The 23,305-nt window shown below is 64.1% G+C and carries 11 protein-coding genes, 1 pseudogene and 2 riboswitches; of the genes and pseudogenes, 7 read left to right on the plus strand and 5 right to left on the minus strand.

The features are described 5' to 3' along the window. Window positions 1–150: 150 nt before the first annotated feature. Window positions 151–419: riboswitch (cobalamin riboswitch) on the plus strand. Window positions 420–613: 194 nt separating this feature from the next. The 7 genes and pseudogenes from cobW to C2L66_RS21675 all read left to right on the plus strand — a co-directional run bounded on the left by cobW (window position 614) and on the right by C2L66_RS21675 (window position 17,289). Continuing rightward, window positions 614–1,711 carry a cobalamin biosynthesis protein CobW gene (cobW, locus tag C2L66_RS21650; protein WP_060603052.1) on the plus strand — a complete coding sequence of 366 codons (1,098 nt, stop codon included), beginning with the start codon at window positions 614–616 and terminating at the stop codon, window positions 1,709–1,711. 29 nt (window positions 1,712–1,740) lie between these two features. Continuing rightward, window positions 1,741–5,538: a cobaltochelatase subunit CobN gene (gene cobN, locus C2L66_RS21655; protein WP_060603049.1), complete on the plus strand. Its 3,798-nt coding sequence runs from the start codon at window positions 1,741–1,743 to the stop codon at window positions 5,536–5,538. After that, on the plus strand, window positions 5,535–6,575 hold the full coding sequence (locus C2L66_RS21660) for an ATP-binding protein (RefSeq protein ID WP_060603046.1): 1,041 nt from the start codon (window positions 5,535–5,537) through the stop codon (window positions 6,573–6,575). The genes cobN and C2L66_RS21660 overlap by 4 nt, the downstream gene beginning before the upstream one ends. 29 nt (window positions 6,576–6,604) lie before the next feature. Then, window positions 6,605–7,246 (plus strand): vWA domain-containing protein, encoded by a 642-nt coding sequence (locus C2L66_RS21665; protein WP_060603044.1) that lies wholly within the window; start codon window positions 6,605–6,607, stop codon window positions 7,244–7,246. A 558-nt stretch (window positions 7,247–7,804) separates the two neighbouring features. Next, a pseudogene (locus C2L66_RS42380) lies at window positions 7,805–7,888 on the plus strand (ESPR domain-containing protein); the annotation flags it as partial. Between the two features lie 210 nt (window positions 7,889–8,098). After that, a complete protein-coding gene (locus C2L66_RS21670) occupies window positions 8,099–16,069 on the plus strand; it encodes a YadA-like family protein (protein WP_233445024.1) in 7,971 nt (2,656 codons plus the stop codon). 50 nt (window positions 16,070–16,119) lie between these two features. Next, window positions 16,120–17,289: an OmpA family protein gene (locus C2L66_RS21675; RefSeq protein ID WP_060603037.1), complete on the plus strand. Its 1,170-nt coding sequence runs from the start codon at window positions 16,120–16,122 to the stop codon at window positions 17,287–17,289. Window positions 17,290–17,392: 103 nt separating this feature from the next. Here the strand turns inward: C2L66_RS21675 and C2L66_RS21680 are convergent, their stop codons facing one another. The 5 genes from C2L66_RS21680 to cobG form a co-directional block, all read right to left on the minus strand. Beyond that, the gene (locus C2L66_RS21680) at window positions 17,393–18,346 is read right to left on the minus strand and encodes a flagellar brake protein (protein WP_060603034.1); all 954 of its coding nucleotides are present in this window, start codon (window positions 18,344–18,346) and stop codon (window positions 17,393–17,395) included. Between the two features lie 164 nt (window positions 18,347–18,510). Beyond that, complete coding sequence (gene cobJ, locus C2L66_RS21685) at window positions 18,511–20,259, minus strand: precorrin-3B C(17)-methyltransferase (protein ID WP_060603031.1); 1,749 nt, start codon at window positions 20,257–20,259, stop codon at window positions 18,511–18,513. Continuing rightward, window positions 20,247–21,005 (minus strand): precorrin-2 C(20)-methyltransferase, encoded by a 759-nt coding sequence (locus tag C2L66_RS21690; protein WP_009769748.1) that lies wholly within the window; start codon window positions 21,003–21,005, stop codon window positions 20,247–20,249. The genes cobJ and C2L66_RS21690 overlap by 13 nt, the downstream gene beginning before the upstream one ends. Beyond that, window positions 21,005–21,631: a precorrin-8X methylmutase gene (locus C2L66_RS21695; protein WP_060603028.1), complete on the minus strand. Its 627-nt coding sequence runs from the start codon at window positions 21,629–21,631 to the stop codon at window positions 21,005–21,007. Before C2L66_RS21695 ends, C2L66_RS21690 begins: the two co-directional genes overlap by 1 nt. After that, window positions 21,624–23,012: a precorrin-3B synthase gene (cobG, locus tag C2L66_RS21700; RefSeq protein ID WP_233445025.1), complete on the minus strand. Its 1,389-nt coding sequence runs from the start codon at window positions 23,010–23,012 to the stop codon at window positions 21,624–21,626. Before cobG ends, C2L66_RS21695 begins: the two co-directional genes overlap by 8 nt. A gap of 86 nt (window positions 23,013–23,098) precedes the next feature. Beyond that, window positions 23,099–23,285, minus strand: a riboswitch (cobalamin riboswitch). Window positions 23,286–23,305 lie beyond the last annotated feature (20 nt).

The following is a 23,305-nucleotide window of genomic DNA, read 5'->3' on the forward strand; positions in this document are numbered from 1 at the left end:
CACACTCAGTCTCCACTGAGTCGTGCCTCTCCACGGCTGTCGCAGGGCGGCAGCCGGCGGACCCTCTCTATTGCGATCCACGCAACCGAACGACGGCATCGGCCAACCCTGATGTCGTCGTCTCACCTTGACGCTACCTGCCGCCGGGCCTAAACTCGCACGCACTCTGGTGCTCGCGTGCGCTCTCTGCGCGCGCAGTTAAACGGGAAATAGCGGGCCGTGCGCACAGCCGCCGGCCAAACTATGCTGCTCCCCGCAACGGTAGGTGAAGGCATCGCGCAGACGATGCAGAGCCGGCCTCGCTGCATGTGCGTCCAATAGCGGCCCATGCAGACAATCCACTGCGCGAAAACGCTCGCGCGGGAAGGAGAGGCGGCGCTTTCATCAGCCCGGATACCGGCCCGAGAAAACGACGCCATGCTGCGGGGATGCGGCACCGTGTCGACTGTTCCTCATGTGTCGCAGTGTGCTTGCGCGTCCCGTCGTTCGGGTGGCGCGACGCGCATGCGGCGCCGTTTTCGTCCCCATGTATCACTGAAGCCTCGCAAAAGCGCATGCCGGACGGCGCGCAATGCGGAGGTCACTCGAACCTGTTTCGAGCAGCGGAGCCATCATGCAGACACAGATGCGCAAGATTCCGGTGACGATCGTCACGGGCTTTCTCGGCAGCGGCAAAACGACGTTGATGCGTCACATTCTTCAGCACGCGGGCGGCCTGCGCATCGCGGTGATCGTCAACGAGTTCGGCGAGCTGGGCATCGACGGGGAGATTCTCAAGGGCTGTGGCATCGGTTGCGATGAAAACGGCAACGAAACGGAAGGCCAGCTATACGAGCTTGCCAACGGCTGCCTGTGCTGCACCGTGCAGGAAGAGTTCTTCCCCGTCATGGAGCAACTGGTGGAGCGGCGCGACCAGATCGATCACGTGCTGATTGAAACGTCGGGCCTCGCGCTGCCGAAGCCGCTCGTACAGGCCTTCAACTGGCCGTCCATCAAGAACAGCTTCACCGTCGATGCCGTCGTGACGGTCGTGGACGGTCCGGCTGTGGCCAGCGGTCAATTCGCCGAAGACCCCGTCGCCGTCGATCAATTGCGCAAGGCCGATCCGAATCTCGACCATGAATCGCCACTGCATGAACTGTTCGAAGACCAGTTGTCGGCCGCCGATCTCGTGATTCTCAACAAGACCGATCTGCTCGACGAAGCGCAGCAGGCGAGCGTCGAAGCCGTCATCCGCGAAGAGATTCCGCCGCAGGTCAAGGTGGTGCGCGCGCACATGGGCCAACTCGATCTGCATGCGCTGCTCGGGCTCGAATCGGCTTCGGAAGACACGATTCATCTGCGCCACGATCATCACGGTTCCGCCGACGATCCCGAGCACGCCGACCATCACCACGACGAATTCGACTCCGTCGTCGTCACGGCGCGCGCGCCTACGCGCGAGGCGATGATCGCGGCGCTGCAGCGGGTGGTCGAAGGCCACACGATCTATCGCGTGAAAGGCTTTGCCGCGTTGCAGGACGCGGCGATGCGTCTCGTGATTCAGGGCGTGGGCGGGCGCTTCGACAGCTATTTCGACCGGCGCTGGCAGGCGGGCGAACTCGATGCGTCGCCGCTGAGCCGCTTCGTGCTGATCGGCGCAGACCTCGATCAGCCTGTGCTGCAACGCGCGCTCGACGCAGCCTTGAGCGCTCAGGCGCAACAGGCTTAAGTCACCTTAAGGCACCTGAAGGCACCGCGATGCATCTGCTGCGCACCGTCCCTGGCGGTTTCGTCGACGATACGAAGGGCGTGATCCGTATCGACCAGAAGCCGGCCGATATCGTGATCCTCAGTTCCGCCGACACCACGCTGTCGCTGCTTGCGAGCGTCGTGCCGCGCCTGGGCGACGGCTTTCCGAGCGTGCGCCTCGCGAACGTCACGTATCTGCGGCAGCCGGCTTCGGTGGACTTTTACCTCGACGACGTGTTGCAGCATGCGCGCGTCGTCGTCGTCGATCATCTGGGCGGCGAGGCATATTGGCCGTATGGGATCGAACAGGTCGTGGCGCTGGCGCAGCGCAGGCAGCAGACGCTCGCGATGTTTTCCGGCGACTTGCAGGAGGACCCCAACCTGCTCGCGCGCAGCACGGCCGACGCGGACCTGTGCCATCAGTTGTGGCGCTATCTGCGCGAAGGCGGCGCGCATAACGCCGAATCGTTCTTGCGCTGCATTGCGTGGCGCGGGTTCGGCTGGGGCAAGGAGCCTGCGCCGCCGAGTCCGTTGCCGGCTGCCGCGCTGTATCACCCGGCGCGTGATATTGCCACGATTGAAGACTGGCAGGCGCGCTGGAAGCCCGACGCGCCCGTCGTGGCGATCCTATTCTATAAAGCGCATTTGCAGGCGGCCAACACGGCCGTATTCGATGCGTTGATCGACGCGCTCGAAGCACGCGGGATGAACCCGTTGCCCGTCGCGATCACGTCGCTGAAAGACACGATCAGCCGCGATGTCGTGCAGCAACTCGCCGCGCAGCATCGTATCGCGCTGGTGCTGAATACGACGGCATTCGCCGCCTCCGCCATCGACGACCCCGAGCCGCTCGCATTGGCGGGCGACGCGCCCGTGATGCAGGTGATTCTGAGCGGCGGCAATCGCGAAGACTGGGTGAACGACAATCACGGCCTCAATTCGCGCGACATCGCGATGCACGTGGCGCTGCCCGAAGTGGATGGCCGCATCATTACGCGCGCGATAAGCTTTAAAGGGCTCGCGTATCGCTGCCCGCATACGGAAGTGGATGTGGTCCGTTATCAGCCGGATCACGAACGCGTTGAGTTTGTCGCGGAGTTGAGCGAGCGCTGGTGCAGGTTGCGCGTCAAGTCGAATGCGGACAAGAAGCTCGCGCTGATCCTCGCGAACTATCCGATGAGCGAAGGGCGTATCGGTAATGGCGTCGGGCTCGATACGCCAGCCTCCGTCGTGAACATTCTGAAGATGCTGCGCGACGAAGGGTATCGCATCGACGACGTGCCTTCGAGCGGCGGCGCGTTGATGAACGCCTTGACGCAAGGCGTGACCAACGATCCCGTCGTCCGCGATCTGCGGCCCGCTTTGCAAAGCCTTGCGTTGAGCGATTACATGCAACAGTTCGCGCGCTTGCCGCAGTCTCTGCGCGACGCGTTGAACGCGAAGTGGGGCGCGCCTGAGCAAGATCCTACTGTGCGGCGCGGTCGCTTCATGATTGCGGGCTGGCGATGCGGGCACGTGTTCATCGGCATCCAGCCGCCGCGTTCGCGAGAGCAGAACGACTACGCGAGCTATCACGACGCCGAACTGGTGCCGCCGCACGCGTATCTTGCGTTCTATTTCTGGCTGCGTTATCAGTTCAATATCGATGCCGTCGTGCATGTCGGCAAGCACGGCAATCTCGAATGGTTGCCGGGCAAGAGCGTCGCGCTGAGCGATGCGTGCTGGCCCGATGCGATACTCGGGCCGCTGCCGCATCTGTATCCGTTTATCGTCAACGATCCGGGCGAAGGCAGCCAGGCGAAGCGGCGTACACAAGCCGTGATCGTCGATCATCTGATGCCGCCGCTGACGCGCGCGGAGAACTACGGGCCGTTGCAGGATCTCGAACGCCAGGTCGACGAATACTATGACGCGTTGATGGTCGATCCGCGCCGCGCGAAGCTGTTGCGGCGGACTATCCTCGACACGATCGTCAAGCATCGGCTCCATGAAGAGTTGAGTCTCGAAGCGCCGAGCGATGCCGACGCGGAAGACTCGTTGCTGACGCGTGTCGATGCATGGCTATGTGAGCTGAAGGAAGCGCAGATTCGTGACGGCCTGCACACCTTCGGGCAGTCGCCTGAAGGTATCCAGCGGCGCGACACGTTGCTCGCGCTCGGGCGCTTTCCCGTAGGCGATGGGCAGGGTGCGAAGGCGGGCATTATCGACGCGCTGGCGCGCGATCTGAATGTGGATCATCTGTTCGATCCGTTGTCGGCGGATTGGTCGGCGGTGTGGGATGGCCCACGTCCTGTGCTGCTGCAACGGGTCAGCGACGCACCTTGGCGACACAACGGCGACACGCGCGAACGGCTCGAACTGCTCGCAGCTTCGTTGCTCGACGACATGTGCGCAATGTCGCCTGACGCGCTCGCAACCATAAAAGAACTGCCGCAAGCCGCGCGTGTGCTCGAACGCCTGCGCGACGATATCCTGCCGCGTCTGGACGCATGCGGTCCGCACGAACTGATGCACCTGAAGCGCGGACTCGAAGGGCGTTTCGTGCCGCCGGGCCCGAGCGGCTCGCCGTCGCGCGGGCGTCCCGACGTGCTGCCCACGGGCCGCAACTTCTATTCCGTCGATACCCGCGCCATTCCGACCCAAGCCGCGTGGTCGCTGGGACTCAAGTCCGCGCAGACGCTGATCGAACGGCACGTGCAGGAGCATGGCGACTATCCGCGCGCGATCGGTCTTTCCGTGTGGGGCACGGCGACGATGCGCACGGGCGGCGACGATATCGCGCAGGCGCTCGCGCTGCTAGGCGTGCGGCCGAAGTGGGCGCCGGGCAGTCATCGCGTGACGGACTTCGAGATCATGCCGATTGCGGCGTTCGATCGTCCGCGTATCGACGTCACGTTGCGGGTGTCGGGGTTCTTCCGTGACGCGTTTGCGAACGTGATGCATCTGTTCGATGCCGCCGTGCAAGCCGTTGCCGAACTCGACGAGCCCCAGGACGTGAACCCGATTCGCGCGCGCGTGCTGCGCGAGCGCGATGCGTGGATCGCGCGCGGCGTCGCGCCCGACGAAGCCCGCCGGCGCGCGGGCTTTCGCGTGTTCAGCGCGCGTCCGGGTGCCTATGGCGCGGGCTTGCAGCAGATGATCGACACGCAGCAATGGCAAACGGATGCCGATCTCGCGGACGCGTATCTGTCGTGGGGCGGTTATGCGTACACGCAGAAAAGCGCCGGCGAAGAGGCGCGGCACGCATTTGGCACGCGTCTCGCGGCCATGGATGTCGTATTGCAGAACCAGGACAACCGCGAGCACGACCTGCTCGATTCGAACGATTACTACCAGTTTCAAGGCGGCATGACGGCGGCCGTGCGGCATCTCGCGGGCAGTCAGCCGCATGTGTATCACGCCGACCACAGCAACCCCGATGCGCCGCGCGTTCGTACGCTGCATGAAGAAATTGCGCGCGTGATCCGTTCGCGGGTGGTGAATCCCAAGTGGCTGGATGGCGTGAAGCGTCACGGATACAAAGGCGCGGCGGAGATCGCTGCAACCGTCGACTATCTGTACGGCTACGACGCGACGGCGCGCGTGGTCGCCGATCATCAATACGCGCTCGTCGCGGATGCGTATCTGAACGACGCCGATACGCGCGAGTTCATGCGCGAGCACAATCCGTATGCGCTGCATGGCGTCTGCGAGCGCTTGCTCGAAGCGATGCAGCGTGGACTATGGCAACAGCCGGGCGAGTATCGCGCGCAGGTCGAACAGCATCTGCTGGATAGCGAACAGCACATCGAAGGATCACGATCATGAGTGAAGCCAGCGCGCGGCGTGCGGCGTTTCCGTTTTCTGCGCTGATCGGTCAGGCGCCGCTTCAGCAGGCGCTGCTGCTGGCGGCCGTCGATCCCGGCATCGGCGGCGTGCTGGTCAGCGGTCCGCGCGGGACGGCGAAATCGACGGCGGCGCGCGCGCTGGCCGAGTTGTTGCCCGAAGGCCAGTTCGTGACGCTGCCGCTCGGCGCGAGCGAGGACCGTCTGATCGGCACGCTCGATATCGAATCGGCGTTGCGCGATGCGTCGGTGCGTTTTTCGCCGGGATTGCTCGCGAAGGCGCATCGCGGCGTGCTGTATGTCGATGAAGTGAACCTGCTGCCCGATGGGCTCGTCGACGCGCTGCTCGATGCGGCAGCGAGCGGCGTGAACACGGTCGAGCGCGATGGCGTCTCGCATACGCATGATGCGAGTTTCGTGCTGATCGGCACGATGAATCCGGAAGAGGGTGAGCTGCGTCCGCAACTGACGGACCGCTTCGGTTTGATGGTCGAACTGGCGAACTGTTACGAAGCGCAGACGCGTCAGGCCATCGTCAAGGCGCGGCTTGCGTTCGATCTCGATCCGGTTGCATTTCGTGCGTCACGTGCGGCGGAGCAGGATGCGTATGTCGCGCGGCTTCGGAATGCACGGGCCGCGTTGCCGAGCCTTTCGTTCGACGATGAAGTGCATGCGCATGTCAGTGCGCTGTGCATTGCAGCTGGTGTGGACGGACTACGCGCCGATCTCGTGATGCTGCGCGCGGCGCGTGCACTGGCCGCGCTCGAACAGGCCGATGCTGTGACGGTTGCGCATGTCGACCGGGTGTCTGAGTCGGTGTTGGTGCATCGGCGCCGTCTGCAAGACGATGCTGAGCAGCCGGAGGGGGTGTCTTCCGCGTCTTCCGCTTCATCTCACGAAGCTACCTCGACCGATAGCGCGAGTACTTCGTCAGAAACCGACTACGGCTACCTTCCGCCTGAACCGACAGGTATCACGCGCGTGAAAGGCGTCATTCCCCTCAACGCAAAAAAACGCTGAGCCATCGAAAGAGCGCGGCCGCGCGCGCGATGCGCAGCGGTTTTCGATGGCGGCAAGGCGCTGGCGATGCGACGCGAGGCGGTTCGGCCGGCGCGCGACGCATTGCATGGCCACGCACGCTCGCGGCGAAGCGCAATGCTTCGTTACAGCCCGAACACCTACGGTTCGTGCACGAAGAGGCACGCGGCGGCGTGCTGCATTGCTTCGTCCTTGATTGCTCCCATTCGATGCTGGCGGGTCAACGGTTGGCGCTCGCCAAAGGACTGCTCGTCGCGCTGTTCGATCAGGCGCGCGCGACTCGCGCGGAGGTTGCGCTGGTGTGTTTTGGCGGCGTTGGGGCGGAGGTGCGCTTCGGTCCTGCCGTGCCGCGCTGGTGGAACGAGCGGTGGCTCGCGACTGTAGGTGGCGGTGGCGGCACGCCTTTCGTGCTGGGTATCGAAACGGCGTCTGCGCTGCTCGAACGGGCGGCGCGCAAGCATCCGGCACAGCAACGCTGTCTATGGATTTTCTCGGATGGCCGCAGCAGCGGTTCGCCCATGCGCCCAGCGGCGGCCGACCGTGTCCAGTTCGTCGACTTCGAGCATGACAGCGGGGTGCGCACCGGGCGCTGCGCGCGGCTTGCCGACGCGTGGGGCGGCGAGTGCATCAGCCCGCACGAGTTGCTCAGCTAGACATGCGGCGCCGCCGTGCGTCGGCATTGCCGGTTTTAACCATTCCCAATTTGCCAATCTGAAGCTTGCCTGAGAGCGGTCCGATTTGACCGCCTGGACAACGCGATCGCCTCGCAGCACTTATTTCACGCCTGATATTTCACTGTTGGATGGCTGTTAAATGATGTCATTAGTAATCCAGATTACTAAAGTCGACATCGTACGATTTTTGAAGGATAGCGCCTACATCAAATGGAGATTTGTAGGGATGTATGTAGGCTTTCTTCGATATTTGATTTCGAACGTTCCTATTGGGATTGATCCTATTTCCGTCGATTAGTCGTCTCCCATACCGTTCGTCACCGGCGAATTGACTGTCTTCAATTGATCTGAAATTCAATCAGTTGGTCGCGCAATTCCCGTTTGTTGCACGACTAAGCACCGTGGATTTTTCCTTTGTCGTCACCGGGTGACGGCAAACGGAGAATCCTCGTCCGATGCAATGAGTGCTTCGCTGTGAAGGCCACACGGTTGTAGACGGGTGTATGGGAAATATCTTTAATAAAATAAGGATGACGAATGAATAAGGTGTACCGGTCAGTATGGAATGAGTCGACGCAAACATGGGTTGCTGCTCACGAGAATGCGACTGCGACGACAAAGGGCGGCTCGAAAAGGGATGGCGCTGCCGAACTGCCGCGGTCGTTCCGGGTAGGGGTTGTTGCGGGAGCCTGTCTCTCGGCATTTTCGCTATCCGCTTCTGCGAGTGTCCTGTGTCTCAGCGATCAGGTTGGGATACGGACCTACGGAGCGGCGTCGTCGAGTTGGACCGGTTGCGGAAGCTGGGTTACGGGTCTCAGCGGTACCTATGCCGTGCTTGACTCCGGACAGACAACGGGCGCGCAATCGTCGTCGGCACTGGTGTTGACGTCGGGGAAAGCAACGTTCTATCTCAATAATAGCAAGCAGACGACATCGAACGTGATGACGGCTACGGCGTCGAACGGCAACGTGCTGCTCACCGGCCTGGATCGCGGCGCAGTTACGTCGGGCAGCCTGGACGCGATCAATGGTTCGCAGCTGTACGCGACCAATCAGAATGTGTCCAACCTCAGCAATGTCGTCAATAACATTGGGGGCGCCAACGGCGTCAAGTATTTCCACGCCAATTCGACGCAGACCGATTCTTTGGCATCGGGCACGGAGAGTATTGCCGTGGGCGTAGCGGCCGTATCTTCGGGTGCCGCGTCGATTGCACAGGGCGCCATGGCGAGCGCATCGGGCAATAATTCGGTCGCGCTCGGCACAGGCGCGAGCGCGACGGGTTCGAACTCGGTTGCGCTGGGATCGAACTCCGTCGCGAGATCGTCCACGCTTGGATCGGCGGGCTTCAACGCTGGCAGCGCCGCTTTGTCCGCGGCAACCGCGAGCGGCGAACTGTCGATCGGCGGCGTGGGAACGGAGCGCCGGATCACCAACGTGGCGGCAGGCTATAGCGCGACGGATGCGGTGAACGTCAGCCAGCTGATGTCGGAAAACGCGAAGGTCAACCAGATGGGCGCGAACACTGCCGCAGCAATGGGCGGCAATTCGAGCTTCAATTCGACGACGGGCGCGATCACGAATCCGACGTACGTCGTCGCCAAGGGCACATATAACAGCGTCGGCGCGGCGCTGACGGCGCTCGACAATTCGAAGGGCGGAGATAACCCCCTTGCCGTCGCCTACGACGATACGTCGAAGAACCAGATCACGCTGCAGGGCGCGAACGGCGCGACGAAGATCGCCAATCTCACGGCCGGCACGTCGCCGAACGATGCCGTCAACGTGTCGCAACTGAGCGGCGTGACGGCGGCGCTGGGCGGCGGTGCAGCGGTGAATGCGGACGGCTCGGTCAAGCCGCCGTCGTACACCGTGTATGGCAATACGTTCTCGAACGTGGGTGATGCGCTGTCGAATATTTCGAGCAGCACGGCGAACCTTGTTCAGAACGTGAAGTACATCAAGTTTGGCGATAGCATTGCTGACCAGGCGCAGGCGTCGGGTAACAATTCGATTGCGCTCGGCGGCGACGCATTCGCAAATGCGGACAACTCGATAGCAATCGGCACGGGCGCGCGCGCGATGGCGGCGAACTCGGTCGCATTGGGCGTTGGTTCGACCACGAATGCTGCCAATACGGTTTCCGTTGGAACGGTGACCGCTCAACGCCGGATCGTGAACATGGCCGACGGTGTTGGCGATAGCGATGCGGCAACCGTCGGTCAGATGAACCAGAGCGATGCTGCACTCCAGGCGCAGATCTCGGCTCTGGCGACCCCCAAGCTCCTTAAGTCGTCTGCACTGCTCGGTGCGACGAGCGATAGTGATCCCGCTACAGTCGGGCAGCTGAAGGGTGTGGCGAACGCGCTTGGCGGGGGGGCAACCGTGGCAACAGATGGTTCCGTCAGTGCGCCAGCCTACGTTGTGCGCGGTGCAACGTACTCGAACGTGGGCGATGCGGTCGCCAATGTCGCGAAGGTCACGGACAAAATAGCCTTTGGGCCTGCATCGGGCAATTATGCGCAAGCATCGGGCACGGATTCAATCGCGGTTGGCGGTGGTTCTTTTGCGACGAGTAACGGCGCTGTTGCGATGGGCCTCGGCGCACGTGCGATGGCGCCTGGCTCGGTGGCGATCGGTTACGGTTCGGCGGCTACCGTTGCCAACACCTTCGCTGTGGGCAGCAGCACTGCGGGACGCAGGATCGTAAACGTTGCAGACGGCATCAACGACACCGACGCCGCAACGGTCGGCCAGGTGACATCCGATATCCAGGCAGCCATCTCCAACCTGCAGGCTTCGACTGTACAAAATCCGACGCTGCTCAAATCGGCGATGCTGCAGTCGCCGCAGCTGCTCGGCCAGACGTCGAGCCTGACACCTGACCAGATGCTGATGGCCGGTCCGACACAAAAGGGCGGCGGGATTCAGGCAACGGGCACGGATTCGGTCGCAATTGGTTTGAGCGCCAAGGCGACGGCGGATAGCGCACTGGCCATCGGCTCGGTGGTCACAGTGACCGATAACATGGGCGTCGGTATCGGCCAGAACATAGCCGCCAAGGGGACGAACACCGTTGTAATCGGTTCGAACACTTCCGCGCTGGGTTCAGGCGTGATCGCGATCGGTAACAACTACACGGCAGTCGACGGCGACGGCGCAGTCGGTATTGGTAACAACGTCAACGTAGGCGCGCTAAATTCCGTTGCTATCGGCACAAACACGGTCGCGTCGGGAACCAACAGCGTGACCCTCGGTTATGCCAGTACGGATGGCGGACGCGCAAACGTCATTTCCGTCGGCAATACGAAAACGGGCGGCCAACGCCAGATCATCAACGTAGCAGCCGGCACGCAGAAGACCGACGCCGTGAACGTATCGCAGCTCACGGGCGTAACGGCTGCACTCGGCGGCGGCGCAACCGTGAACACGGACGGCTCGATCAAGCCGCCGACGTACAACGTGCAGAACACGGCAGCAACCGACGTCGGCACGGCCATCGCCAAGCTCGACGGCGCAGTCACGGGTCTGGGCAACAACCTGACGACGCTGAACACCACCGTCAACAACATTCTGAACGGCGGCGGCATCAAGTACTTCCACGCGAATTCCGCCCTGGGCGATTCGTCGGCGAGCGGTGCGGAATCGGTGGCGATCGGCGGCGGCGCAGTCGCGACGACAGCCAATTCGGTTGCGCTGGGTTCGAACTCGGTGGCTAGCTCCGGTACGCTCGGAGCGTCCGGCTTTGCTCCGGGCGGCGCAACGCTGACGGCTGCAACGGCCTTCGGCGAAGTGTCGGTAGGCGCATCGGGCAAAGAACGCCGCATCACGAACGTGGCAGCGGGCTATGCCGCGACGGATGCCGTGAACGTGAGCCAGTTAATGGCTGAAGACCAGAAGGTCAACAACGTCAGCGCCAACGTCAGCAACCTGAGCGACACGGTCAACAACATCAAAAAGGGCGGCGGCAGCCTGACGTATTTCCACGCGAACTCGTCGCTGACGGACTCAACGGCATCGGGCGTGAACTCGATTTCGGTGGGACCGCAAGCAACGGCAGCGGGCACCAACGCAATTGCGGTCGGCTATAACGCGAGCGCAACGGCTGCCGATTCGGTGGCGCTCGGCTCGAATGCGACAACGACGGCGAACCTGTCGGCGACGGCCTACAACCCGGGTAACAGCACGTTGTCGGGCACGACGGCGTCGGGCGAAGTGTCGGTGGGCAATGGCAGCTTCAACCGCCGCATCACCAACGTTGCGGCCGGCTCGGCGGCAACGGATGCAGTGAACGTCAGCCAGTTGATGTCGGAAAACGCGAAGGTCGACGCGCAAGGCGCAGCGACGGCAGCGGCGCTGGGCGGCGGCTCGAGCTATACGCCGACGACGGGCAACATCAGCGCGCCGACGTACATCGCGGGCGGCACCACGTACAACAACGTGGCTGGCGCGATCACGAACATCGATGGTCGTCTGGCGAACGTGACGGGCGGCACCGGCGACGGTATCAAGTACTTCCACGCGAACTCGTCGCTGGCTGATTCGTCGGCAGCGGGCAAGGACAGCGTGGCGATCGGCGGCGCGGCAACGGCATCGACGTCGAACTCGGTGGCGCTGGGCTCGAACTCGCTGGCGAATTCGACGACGCTCGGCTCGGCTGGCTTTGCACCGGGCGGCGCAACGCTGTCGGCTGCAACGGCATTCGGCGAAGTGTCGGTGGGCGCAGTGGGCAAGGAACGTCGCATCACGAACGTGGCAGCGGGCTACGCTGCAACGGACGCGGTGAACGTGAGCCAGTTGATGGCTGAGGACGGCAAGGTCAACAACGTGTCGAACAACGTCACGTACCTGAACAACCTGGTGCAGAACTTCAGCAACAACATCTACAACGGCGAAGGCGTCAAGTACTTCCACGCGAACTCGTCACTGGCAGATTCGTCGGCAGCGGGCAAGGACAGCGTGGCAATCGGCGGCGCGGCGACGGCATCGACGGCGAACTCGGTGGCGCTCGGTTCGAACTCGACCGCGAATTCGACGACGCTCGGCTCGGCTGGCTTTGCACCGGGCGGCGCAACGCTGTCGGCTGCAACGGCCTTCGGCGAAGTGTCGGTGGGTGCAGCGGGCAAGGAACGTCGCATCACGAACGTGGCAGCAGGCTACGCTGTAACGGACGCGGTGAACGTGAGCCAGTTGATGGCGGAAGATGCAAAGGTCAACAACGTCAGCAACAACGTCAGCGATCTGAACAACGCCGTCAACAACATCCAGGCTGGCGGCGCCAACATGAAGTACTTCAAGGTGAACTCGTCGCTGGCGGATGCATCGGCAGGCGGCGTCAACAGCGTTGCGGCCGGCCCGAATGCTTCGGCGACGGCCTCGAATGCGGTGGCGCTGGGCGCGAACGCCGTGGCTGACCGTGCTAACACGGTATCGGTTGGCACGTCGGACTCGCAGCGTCAGGTCGTCAACGTGGCAGCAGGTACGAACGCCAACGATGCGGTCACCGTGAAGCAGTTGTCGGGTGTGACGGCGGCACTGGGTTCCGGGGCCTCGGTGAATGCAGACGGCTCGATCAAGGCGCCTGCATACGCCGTGCTTGGCAACACGTACTCGAACGTTGGCGATGCGCTCTCCGGCATCATGAGTGCATCGAGCAATCTGCAAACCGCCATCAAGTACATCAACTTCGGACCTTCGACGGCCGGGCAGGCGCAGGCTCAGGGCGCCGATGCTGTCGCAATCGGCGGCGATGCATTCGCAAACGGCAACGGAACGCTGGCAATCGGCGCCGGTGCACGCGCAATGGCGCCGAACTCGGTCGCGCTCGGTGTCGGTTCGGTGACCAGCGCAGCGAACTCGGTCGCAGTCGGCAGCGCGACCGCCAAGCGCCGCATCGTCAACCTGGCGGATGGTGTGGACGATTCGGACGCCGCAACCGTTGGCCAGATGACGACGGACATCGCATCGGCGATCGCCGGTTTGCAGAGCTCGCTTCAGACCAAGCCCGTGCTGAAGTCGTCTTCTCTGCAGTCGCCGCAACTGCTCGGCCAGACGTCGAGCCTGACGCCTGACCAGATGCTCATGGCCGGTCCGACCGTGAAGGGTGGTGGGATTCAGGCTACGGGTACGGACTCCGTCGCAATCGGTCTGAGCGCGAAAGCCACGGCTGACAGTGCGTTGGCAATCGGCTCGGTAGTGACCGTCACCGACATGCAGGGCGTGGGTATCGGCCAGAACATCGCGGCCAAGGGAGTGGGAGCGGTCGTCATCGGTTCGACGATTTCGGGGCTGGGTTCGAATGTCATTGCAATCGGCAACAACTACACCTCGGTCGAGGCCGACAACGCGATCGGTATTGGTAACAACCTGAATATCGGCGCAGTCAACGGCGTTGCGATTGGTAAGGACATCATCGCTACGGGCAGCAACAGCGTCACGCTCGGCTATGCCAGCAACGACGGCGGCCGCGCCAATGTCCTCTCGGTCGGCAACACCAAATCCGGCGGCCAACGCCAGATCATCAACGTCGCAGCCGGCACGAAGAACACCGACGTCGTGAACGTATCGCAGCTCGCAGGCGTAGCAAGCGCCCTGGGCGGTGGCGCATCCGTCAACCCGACAACGGGTGCAGTCGTAGCACCGGCATACACCCTTGCGGGCAACACCTACGTCAACGTAGCCGCCGCGCTGACCTCGCTGGACACGCGTATCGCTTCGAGCGGCGACCCGCTGGCCGTTGATTACGACACCGCAACGAAGGATCAGATCACGCTGAAGGGCGCAACCGGCACGAAGATCACAGGTCTGACAGCAGGTGCGTTGAGCGCGTCGAGCACGGAGGCCATCAACGGTTCGCAGTTGTTCGCGCAGGGCACGTCGATGGCCAAGGCACTCGGCGGTGGCGCGTCGGTCAACACGGCGACGGGCGAGATCACGGCACCGGCGTACACGTTCGGCGGCGGCACGTACACCAACGTGGCGGATGCCTTGACGGCGCTCAACAACGCCGCGGGTTCGGGCAATGCACTCGGTGTCGTGTACGACAGCGACGCCAAGTCCCAGATCACGCTGGCAGGCGCAACCGGCACGAAGATCACCAAGGTGGCAGCGGGCGACGTGAACGCATCGAGCACCGACGCGATGAACGGCGCGCAGCTGTACAACGTGGCGGCATCGACGGCTGATGCAATCGGCGGCGGTTCGACGTTCGATCCTTCGACGGGCAAGATCACGAACCCGACGTTCAACATCGGCGGCAAGACGATCACGAACATCGCCGGGGCGATCACGAACCTCGACGACCGTGTGTATGCGAACGCGACCGACATCACGAACCTGCAAACGCAGATCAACGAAGGCGGCATCGGTCTCGTGACTCAGGACGCAACGAGCAAGAACATTCTCGTAGCATCGCAGACGGACGGTTCGATCGTCGACTTCGCGGGAACGAAGGGCGCGCGCAGGCTCACGGGCGTGGCGGCAGGCAACGTGAACGCATCGAGCTTCGACGCGGTGAACGGCACGCAGCTGTATAACGTGGCGGCATCGACGGCTAATGCGATCGGCGGCGGTTCGACGGTGAAGACGGACGGCACGATCAGCAACCCGACGTACATCGTGGGGGGCTCGACGGTCACGACGATCGGCGGCGCGATCACGAACCTCGACGCACGCGTGTATGCGAACAGCACCGACATCACGAACCTGCAGACGCAGATCAATGAAGGCGGTATTGGTCTCGTGACGCAGAATCAGTCGAGCAGGAACATCACGGTCGCATCGCAGACAGACGGTTCGATCGTCGACTTCACGAACAGTACGAAGGGCGCGCGTGTTCTCACGGGCGTCGCCGCAGGTACGGGCGACTTCGACGCTGTCAATGTCGCGCAGTTGAAGGCGGCGGGCATCATCAACCCCGATGGCGTGACCAAGGCGGCCGTAACGTACGACACGACCACCGACAACACCGGCAAGACGGTGACCAACTACAGCAGCATCACGCTGGGTGACGGTTCGTCGGGTGCTGCGCCGGTGACGATCCACAACGTTGCAGCGGGCGAGAAGGACACCGACGCGGTGAACTACTCGCAGTACGCGGATCTGTTGTCGAAGGTCAACAGCATCAGCAACGCGGGCACGGGTGTCGATACGTTGTTCGTCGGCGATGGCGACCGCAACACGGAACAGGCGAAGGCAGGCGGCACGCACGCCACGGCAATGGGCGCGCTGTCGGTCGCGAACGGTCTGCAATCGGTCGCAACGGGCTACGCATCGAACGCATCGGGCAGTAACGCCGTTGCAATCGGCGCGAACTCCACGGCCAGCGGCAACAACTCGGTTGCGCTCGGCGCAGGCTCGGTCGCCACGGAAGACAACACCGTGTCCGTCGGTTCCGCAAGCCAGCAGCGTCGCGTCACGAACGTCGCAGCGGGCACGGCAACCACCGACGCAGTCAACGTCGGCCAGTTGAACGACGCGATCACGAACGCCAGCAACAACACGGTGAACCAGGCGGTCCAGCAGTCGAACTCGTACACCGACAGCCAGTTCAACAAGATGAACGACAAGATGAACTCGCTGGGTGCAGCCGCGATGGCAGCGACTTCGTTGATCCCGAATGCGCGCGCGGAAGGCAACTTCCAGATGTCGGCGGCAGCCGGCACCTATGGCGGGGCGGCAGCCGTCGCCGTGGGCGCGAATTACTGGGTCAACGATCGTTTCCTCGTGAACGCACACGTGACGCGCGCCACGGGCAACGGCGCAAGCACCGGCGCGTCGGCAGGCGTGACGATCGGCTTCTGATGGCCTGATACGTCCGCCGCGCGACAAGCGCGGCGGACGTGGAGAAATCTATGAGAAAACCAACATTACGCGGAACAGTGCGCTCCCGGTTTGCTGTGACGCTCGCCGCAACGCTTGCGGCGGCGTTCGCCGCACCCGCCGCGTTTGCTCTCCCCGCCAGCATCAAGAGCCAGGCTGAGGCGCTGATGCCTGCCGCGCAGAAGATTGCAGATCCCTACCGTCGCGGTGTGGCGGAAGGCTTCCTCGAAATCGCCGGGCGGCAGGACAGCCACGTTCTCGTTTCGCGCGTCTACAACAATGCCGCGCAACGGGCATTGGGCAACGCGCGCTACCTGATCGACCAGAGCACGCCGTGGGAGCCGCTGTATACGGCGAAGAACTGGCCGACGCGCGACAAGTGGGTGCAGGCGATCCGCGCTATCGAAGCCACCAACGCGCGGGTATCGGCATCGGCATGTAAAGGCGAGTCGGCGGGCCGCCTGCTGGCGCTCACCGACGAAGTCTGGAAGGAGCAGGACGAGACGCACGGCACGCACTGGGTGCACGGCTGGGACGCGATCGAGCGCGCGCAGAAGTTGAGCGTGCAGGTGAATCAGGAACTCGATCACTGCGCGCCGCCACCGCCGCCTCCGCCACCCATCGTCGATGCCGCCACACCGATCGCGTTGTCGGCCGATGCGCTGTTCGATTTCGACAGCGCGAAGCTCAAGGCGGAGGGCACCACCGCGATAGACGCGCTCGCCACGGATCTGAAGCGCGCGCAATCGATCGATGTCGTCACGGTGATCGGCTACACGGACCGCTTCGGTTCGGTCACGCACAACCGCGACCTGTCGCGGCGCCGTGCGCAGGCCGTAGCGGACGCGCTGAAGGAACGCGGGCTGAACCCCGCGCGCTTCGACGTGCGTGGTGCGGGATCGACTGCGCCGATCGCAACCTGCCCGGGACGCAAGTCCGCTGCTGTCATCGCGTGTCTGGCGCCGAATCGCCGCGTCGAGATTCGTGTGAGCGGGCAGTCTGTTTCAGCAGTGACGCCTGCACCCGCTACAGCCGCTGCACCCGCCGTGCCGCAGTCACCAAGGCCGCAGCAGATGAAACAGGAGCAACCGCAACAGCCGTCGCAATCGCAACAGCTCCAGTTGCAGCAGCTTCAACAGCCGCCGCAGCGACAACAGTGGCAGGTGGCGCCGCAATCGCTGCAAAAACCGCCCGCGCAGTAATAGCGGTCACGGGGGCCGCTGCCGTCGAGGCGGCCCACAAGCCAAACGGCCCGGTCATGCAAATGACCGGGCCGTTTTTTTCAGCAAAGGAAAGCAGTGCGGCTTACTTCGGTCCGCTCGTCCAGAAGATCACATCGTCGATCCGGTCGAACACATAGACTTTCAGCGCCATCTGCTCGACCTGGTTGAGCTGGTCGAACTCGATGCCGTGAGTGGCGGGCTCGCTGGGTTTCGAGCCTGGCTGCACGTTGCGGATCGTCGCGGTGGTTTCGATCGGCGTTTCCATGTCCTTCGAGCGCAGCGTGAACGCGACGCGGATGCGCTTGCCGACTTCCCCGACCGTCCACGGCGCGGAAAACGACATGCCCATCGCGCTCACGCTCTGCACGAGGCCGAGGCTTTCGTAGCCCGTGCCTTGCGCTTCGATGCTGAAGCGCAGCGGCAGGCTCGCGCGCACGCGCACCGACTTGCGCTCGCGCAGCCGGCGGACCACGCCCGGTTTCGACAACACGAGATAGTGGAACGGCACCTGGCAGACGGAATCGACGGTGCACACGAAGCGGAACACCGCCTGGCTCGCAATCGCGACGATCTCGACGTTCTCGCCGACGGACAGCAGCATCGGCTTGCCATCGACGAGCGGCGGCGTGACGAACAGCGACTCGTTCGGCGCAAAGCCGATGATGCGCGACGGATGCATCGGCGCGCCCATTCCGACCTGCGAGCGCACGCCGATCAGCGCGCCGATCGTCAGATGCATGTCCTTGAGCGCGAGCGATTCGGCTTCGCCCTGCCTGGCTGCCGCCCGCGCGGCACGTGTGGCGTCGTCGTTCGCGGTGGCCAGATCGCCGCGCTGCGGCTTGAAATGCTGGAACAGAAAGCGGTGTTCATCCGCGCCGATCACGACCGCGCCGCGATCGAACAGCAGCGCGCCATCGCTGTCGAGAATCGGAAACTCGAGCGGCGTACCGACGGGTACGGCATCGGGAGAAAGCTGGCGCGCAGCGGGGACAGGTGCGCTCACGTCTGTATCGACGGTGTCTTCACTGGTTTGCATGGTGGGCGAACGAAGCGGTGGCCGGAGATAATCGTTGTATACGTCGCACTATGGGAAAAGTTTAATTTATTTTTCTTTTGCACAGTTTCAATCTTCCTTTCAGCCGGTTGATTGAATATCAACAACTGGCTGATTCAATTCAATGCAAACGTTAAAATCGCCTCCTATTCATACCAGCGCGGCGTGTAGACCCATTCCCGGCCGCTTCCGGCGGGTTTGAAAGCGCGGGTCGTCGACGAGCCGATTATTACCATCGTCCGCATATCGACATCGGCGGATTTCAATCCGGCGAGCGTCGTTGTTTTCAATGTGGCGCCGGGACGGCCAATATCGCGGCCGAGCACGACGGTCGTCGCGGGCGCGCGATATTCACGCACGATATCGAGTGCCTTGTCGAGCTGCCACGGACGGGCGCGCGAAATCGGGTTGTAGAACGCCATGACCAGATCGGCCTCGGCCGCATGCCGCAGCCGCTTTTCGATGATCGACCACGGTTTCAGATTGTCCGACAGCGACAGCATGCAGAAATCGTGGCCGAGCGGCGCGCCCGCCTGCGCGGCCGTCGCCAGCGCGGCGGACACGCCCGGCACGATTTCCAGTTCGACGGCCGACCATGCCGCGTGTCGTGCTTCTTCGCGCGCGCCGTCCAGCGCTTCGAGCACGGCGGCCGCCATCGCGAACACGCCGGGGTCGCCTGACGACACCATCGCCACATGCCGCCCGGCGCTCGCCAGCTCGAATGCATGGCGGGCGCGCTGCATTTCCTCGCGATTGTCCGTGCCGTGCACGCGCTGGTCCGCGCGGAACGGGCCCGCCATCTTCACGTAGGTTTCGTAGCCGAGGATGTCGGTGGCCTGCGTCAGCGCCGCGCGCGCAGTGGGCACCATCAGCGACGCGTCGCCGGGCCCGAGGCCGATCACGCTCAGCTTGCCGCGCGCGCGGCCGACTGTCGCGGGATCGAGCGGCGCTTGAGCGACGGCGAAAGCGATGGGCGCGTCGCCGGGCGCGTCGAGCGCTTTGTGAGGCACGCGTAAGGTTTGGCTGAGCATCTGGGCCGCGCTATGGTCTGCATCGTGGTCCAGGCTGCTGTCAGTGGTGAAGCGTAGTGCGACCTGCAACTCGTCGGCTGCCTGCCGAAGCGCGGGATCGCCCGTCAGCGTAGCGGGCGCGAGCAGCACCGCCAGCGCTTGCGCCGCCAGCCCATGCGTCTGCGCCGCTTCGCGTATCCGTTGAGGCAACGATCCGGCGCCGGAGCGGGTTGCACGCACGGCGACCACGACACTGCGCGGATGAATCACCAGTTCGTCCGTCGCGCCGTGCCATGCCAGCGGCGTGACGCGGATCGCGCGTTGCGCGTCGTCGGCAAGCGGCAGTTGCACGCCGTCGAGCCACGGCGCGTCGCCTTCGATACGCGTCGCTTCGCCCGCCAGCAGATCCGACACGAAGCGCTTGCCCTGATCGAGGCTCGCGAGCGTGTAGCCGTCGGGCGGGTTCAGCACGCATGCGCCGAAGCGTAACTCGCCGCTCGTCGTGATCGCGGGCGGCACGTCGAGCGCGGCGGCGATTTCGCGCGCCATCGCATTGACGCCCGACAGCCCGCCGAGCAGCGGCACGACGGCACTGCCGTCCTCGGCGACGGCCAGCACGGGCGGCTCGGCGCCCTTGTTCGCGAGCAGCGGCGCGACGCAGCGAATCACGATACCCGCCGCACACAGCGCGATGATCGGCGTGCCGCTCGCGTAAAGCTCGCGCAGATGCGCGTTGAGTTCCGTGTAAGCGACATCGGCATCGGCGACCCGGCCCTGCAGGCCATGCACCTGCGCGCCGTCATACAGCGATTGCACGCGCCGCGCCGTGTCCCGCGCGCCGACGCCGAGTATCACGATCGCGGGCGGTGCTGTCAGCCTTGCCATTTTTCCCCCGGCACGACGAGCAGCGAGAAGTAGGGCGACGCCATCGGGTCGACTTCGGCGAGCGGCACGATGCGCTGGTTCGCCATCGTCGCGCGTTCGACGTATAGCGCGCGCTCCGCGAGCCCCAGTTCGTCGAGCACGCGGCGCACCTTGTCGAAATTGCGGCCGAGCTTCATCACGACGGCGGCGTCGGCGGCGGCGAGACGGCGCTTGAGTTCGTCTTCGGGCAACACGCCTGAAAGCACCGACAAGGTCTGGTTGCGGTACACGAGCGGCTGGCCGAGCACGGCGACGCCGCCGAGCATCGAGCACACGCCCGGCACCACTTCGCCTTCGAAGCGCGGCGCGAGCCGGTTGGCGAGCCGGTCGTGCAGGTACATGTACGAGCCGTAGAAGAACGGGTCGCCTTCGCAGATCACGGCCACGTCGCGCCCGGCGTCGAGATGCTTCGCGACCACTTCGGCGGCCGTGTCGTAGAAGTCGGCGATGATCGCTTCGTACGACAGCGGCGGTTCGAGTGCTTCCGTCGTCACGGGATAGACGAGCGGCAACTGCTCCTGCTCGCTCGACAGATGCGACTCGATGATCGAGAACGCGTTGCCTTTCTTGCCCTTCGCGACGAAATACGCGACCACGTGCGCCGATTTCAGCAGCCGCAGCGCTTTCACCGTGATCAGTTCCGGGTCGCCGGGGCCGACGCCGAGACCATAGAGACGCCCGCGCGTGCTGTTCGCCTGATCGGCCATTATTCGTCCTCCGATGCGAGCGCGTTCACGGCAGCCGCCGCCATCGCGCTGCCGCCGCGCCGGCCCTGCACGGCGACGAACGGCACGCCGCGGCTATTGGCGGCGAGCATCGCCTTCGACTCCGCGGCGCCGATGAAGCCGACCGGGAAGCCGAGAATCAGCGCTGGGCGGGGCGCGCCGCCGTCGAGCATGTCGAGCAGATGAAACAGCGAGGTCGGCGCATTGCCGATCACGACGACGCTGCCTTGCAGGCGCGGGCGCCACAGTTCGAGCGCCGCCGCCGAGCGGGTGTTGTTCATCTCGCGCGCGAGCCCGGGCACGGACGGATCGGCGAGCGTGCAGATCACGTCGTTGTGCGCGGGAAGCCGCGCGCGCGTGATGCCTTCGGCGACCATGCGCGCGTCGCAGAGGATCGGCGCGCCGCTGGCGAGCGCCTCGCGTCCCGCGCGGCCCGCGCCGTCCGAAAAGCGCAGGTCGCTGGCGATATCGACCATGCCGCACGCGTGGATCACGCGCACGGCGAGCTTTTCGAGGTCGGCGGGAATGCGCGACAGGTCGGTTTCCGCGCGTATCGTCGCGAACGACTGGCGATAAATTTCCTGTCCGTCGCGGATGTAGTCAAGCATCGAATGGCTCATCAGTTGGGGGAAGGGCGGACGCGTTCAGTGCATCCGCCGCTTCGTCGATCGTCAGACCGCGCGCGATGCATCGGCCGAAGCCGTTGGACTCGCGCGGGTCGTGTGTGTGGTACAGGTCGTAATGGCCGTCGGCTGCCGCGAGCAGCGTGTAGGGCGCGCGATGCGCCGCCGCGCATGAACGCGGGCAGCCGCTGAGATGCACTTGCGTATGCTCGGGTACCTGTGCGGCCAGTTTTAGTGCGTCGGCTTTCGTGTCCGCCTGGCTCTTCGCGCAGCCGGCCGAGCCGGCGCATGCGATCACCCGGGTCAGCGGATTGTCAGCGGTGGTGGCGAGACCGAGTGCTTCGAGCTTCCGTAACGTTGCGTCGAGGTTCACCGTGTCGATGTCGGTGAGCAGCACGCTTTGCCACGGCGTCATGCGCAGCGTCGCGCGCGCATTGCCGCCGGCGAGTTCGGCGAGGCCGCGCAACGTCGTGCTGTTCATGCGGCCCAACGCGGGCTGCGCGCCGACATGCCAGCGCTGTCCGTCGTTTTGCCGATGCGCGCCGAGCCGTCGCTCGGCATCGGCGGGTTCCCGGCGCCAGCCTCGGATCGACGCGTCGCGCAGCAGGCTCACACCGCTCCTGCGTTCGGCGTGCCCGATGATGTTCTCGATGGAATGCGCGGCGAGCAGGTCGCGCATGCGGGCATCGTCCGGCGCGGCGAGGTCGAGGAACGTGTGCACGAGCGCTTGCGTGAACGTCGCAAGATCCGCAGCCGTGACGGCGGCCAAAGCGCTGTCATGGTCCGCCGTAACGGGCGGACAGCCAGCGAGTCCGATTGCGAACAGCACGTCCGGACGGTCGCGCTGCAGCATCGCCGAAAACCAGATGTCGTGCGGATGATCGAGCATCATCAGACGCTCGCCGCCGTCGAGCATCAGCGCGAATTTCGGCGAAAGCGCGGCGAACCGTGTGTCACCTTGCAGCAGCGTCAACAGATTGCCAGCTAGCGCGCTCGTGTCGTATAACGCGCTTGCGTCGCGGCCCGCAACCGGGCTGACCATCACATTGCGCACGTCGTCGGCGAATGCATGCTCGGCGTTCTGCGGTCCGAGCCCCGCGTCGAGCAGCGCTGCAACGAGCGCAGCTTCATGGCCGCGCTTCACGCCGCGCAACTGCAGATTCGCGCGATTCGTGATGTCGACGACACCCGACGCGTGTTCGTCGATCGCCCCGGCCATGGCGCGTGCCTGCGTCGCGCTCAATTCGCCGCCCGCCAGCTTCACGCGGCACAGGCCGCCGTCGAGCGCGGGCACGATGCGCAACAGCCCCGGACAAGCCGAAGGGCGCAAGGCGGAAGCGTCGGACGAATCGAAAGCGTGGCTCAAGACATTACGGGGTTTACGTCGCGCGACGGCCCGGGCATCTCGAAGGAGAGCGGCTCGGCATCGGTACACCCCGCCCGATGTTGGCTGGCACGAACTGTTGGCCGGCAGGTCTTCTGACTCACAGGTCGCTGCACACGCCGGGCCTTCCCGGTATCACCAGTGGCGCAAATTGGCGTGGACTCGCTGCATACAGTTGCGGGGGCAGTCACGGTCATCGCAGTGATGTGTGTTCCCTCTTAGGCCCCGAAAGGCACCGGCGAACGGGTATTATGCCTTTTTTCGAACAGCACAAC

It is taken from the genome of Paraburkholderia caribensis (assembly GCF_002902945.1).
Lineage (GTDB): Bacteria > Pseudomonadota > Gammaproteobacteria > Burkholderiales > Burkholderiaceae > Paraburkholderia > Paraburkholderia caribensis.

Coding starts and splice junctions, on each gene's coding strand:
- C2L66_RS21660 (WP_060603046.1), top strand. CDS start 5,535: ATGAGTGAAGCCAGCGCGCGGCGTGCGGCGTTTCCGTTTTCTGCGCTG.
- C2L66_RS21665 (WP_060603044.1), top strand. CDS start 6,605: ATGCGCAGCGGTTTTCGATGGCGGCAAGGCGCTGGCGATGCGACGCGA.
- C2L66_RS21675 (WP_060603037.1), top strand. CDS start 16,120: ATGAGAAAACCAACATTACGCGGAACAGTGCGCTCCCGGTTTGCTGTG.
- cobJ (WP_060603031.1), bottom strand. CDS start 20,259: ATGGCAAGGCTGACAGCACCGCCCGCGATCGTGATACTCGGCGTCGGC.
- C2L66_RS21690 (WP_009769748.1), bottom strand. CDS start 21,005: ATGGCCGATCAGGCGAACAGCACGCGCGGGCGTCTCTATGGTCTCGGC.
- cobW (WP_060603052.1), top strand. CDS start 614: ATGCAGACACAGATGCGCAAGATTCCGGTGACGATCGTCACGGGCTTT.
- cobN (WP_060603049.1), top strand. CDS start 1,741: ATGCATCTGCTGCGCACCGTCCCTGGCGGTTTCGTCGACGATACGAAG.
- C2L66_RS21680 (WP_060603034.1), bottom strand. CDS start 18,346: ATGCAAACCAGTGAAGACACCGTCGATACAGACGTGAGCGCACCTGTC.
- C2L66_RS21695 (WP_060603028.1), bottom strand. CDS start 21,631: ATGCTTGACTACATCCGCGACGGACAGGAAATTTATCGCCAGTCGTTC.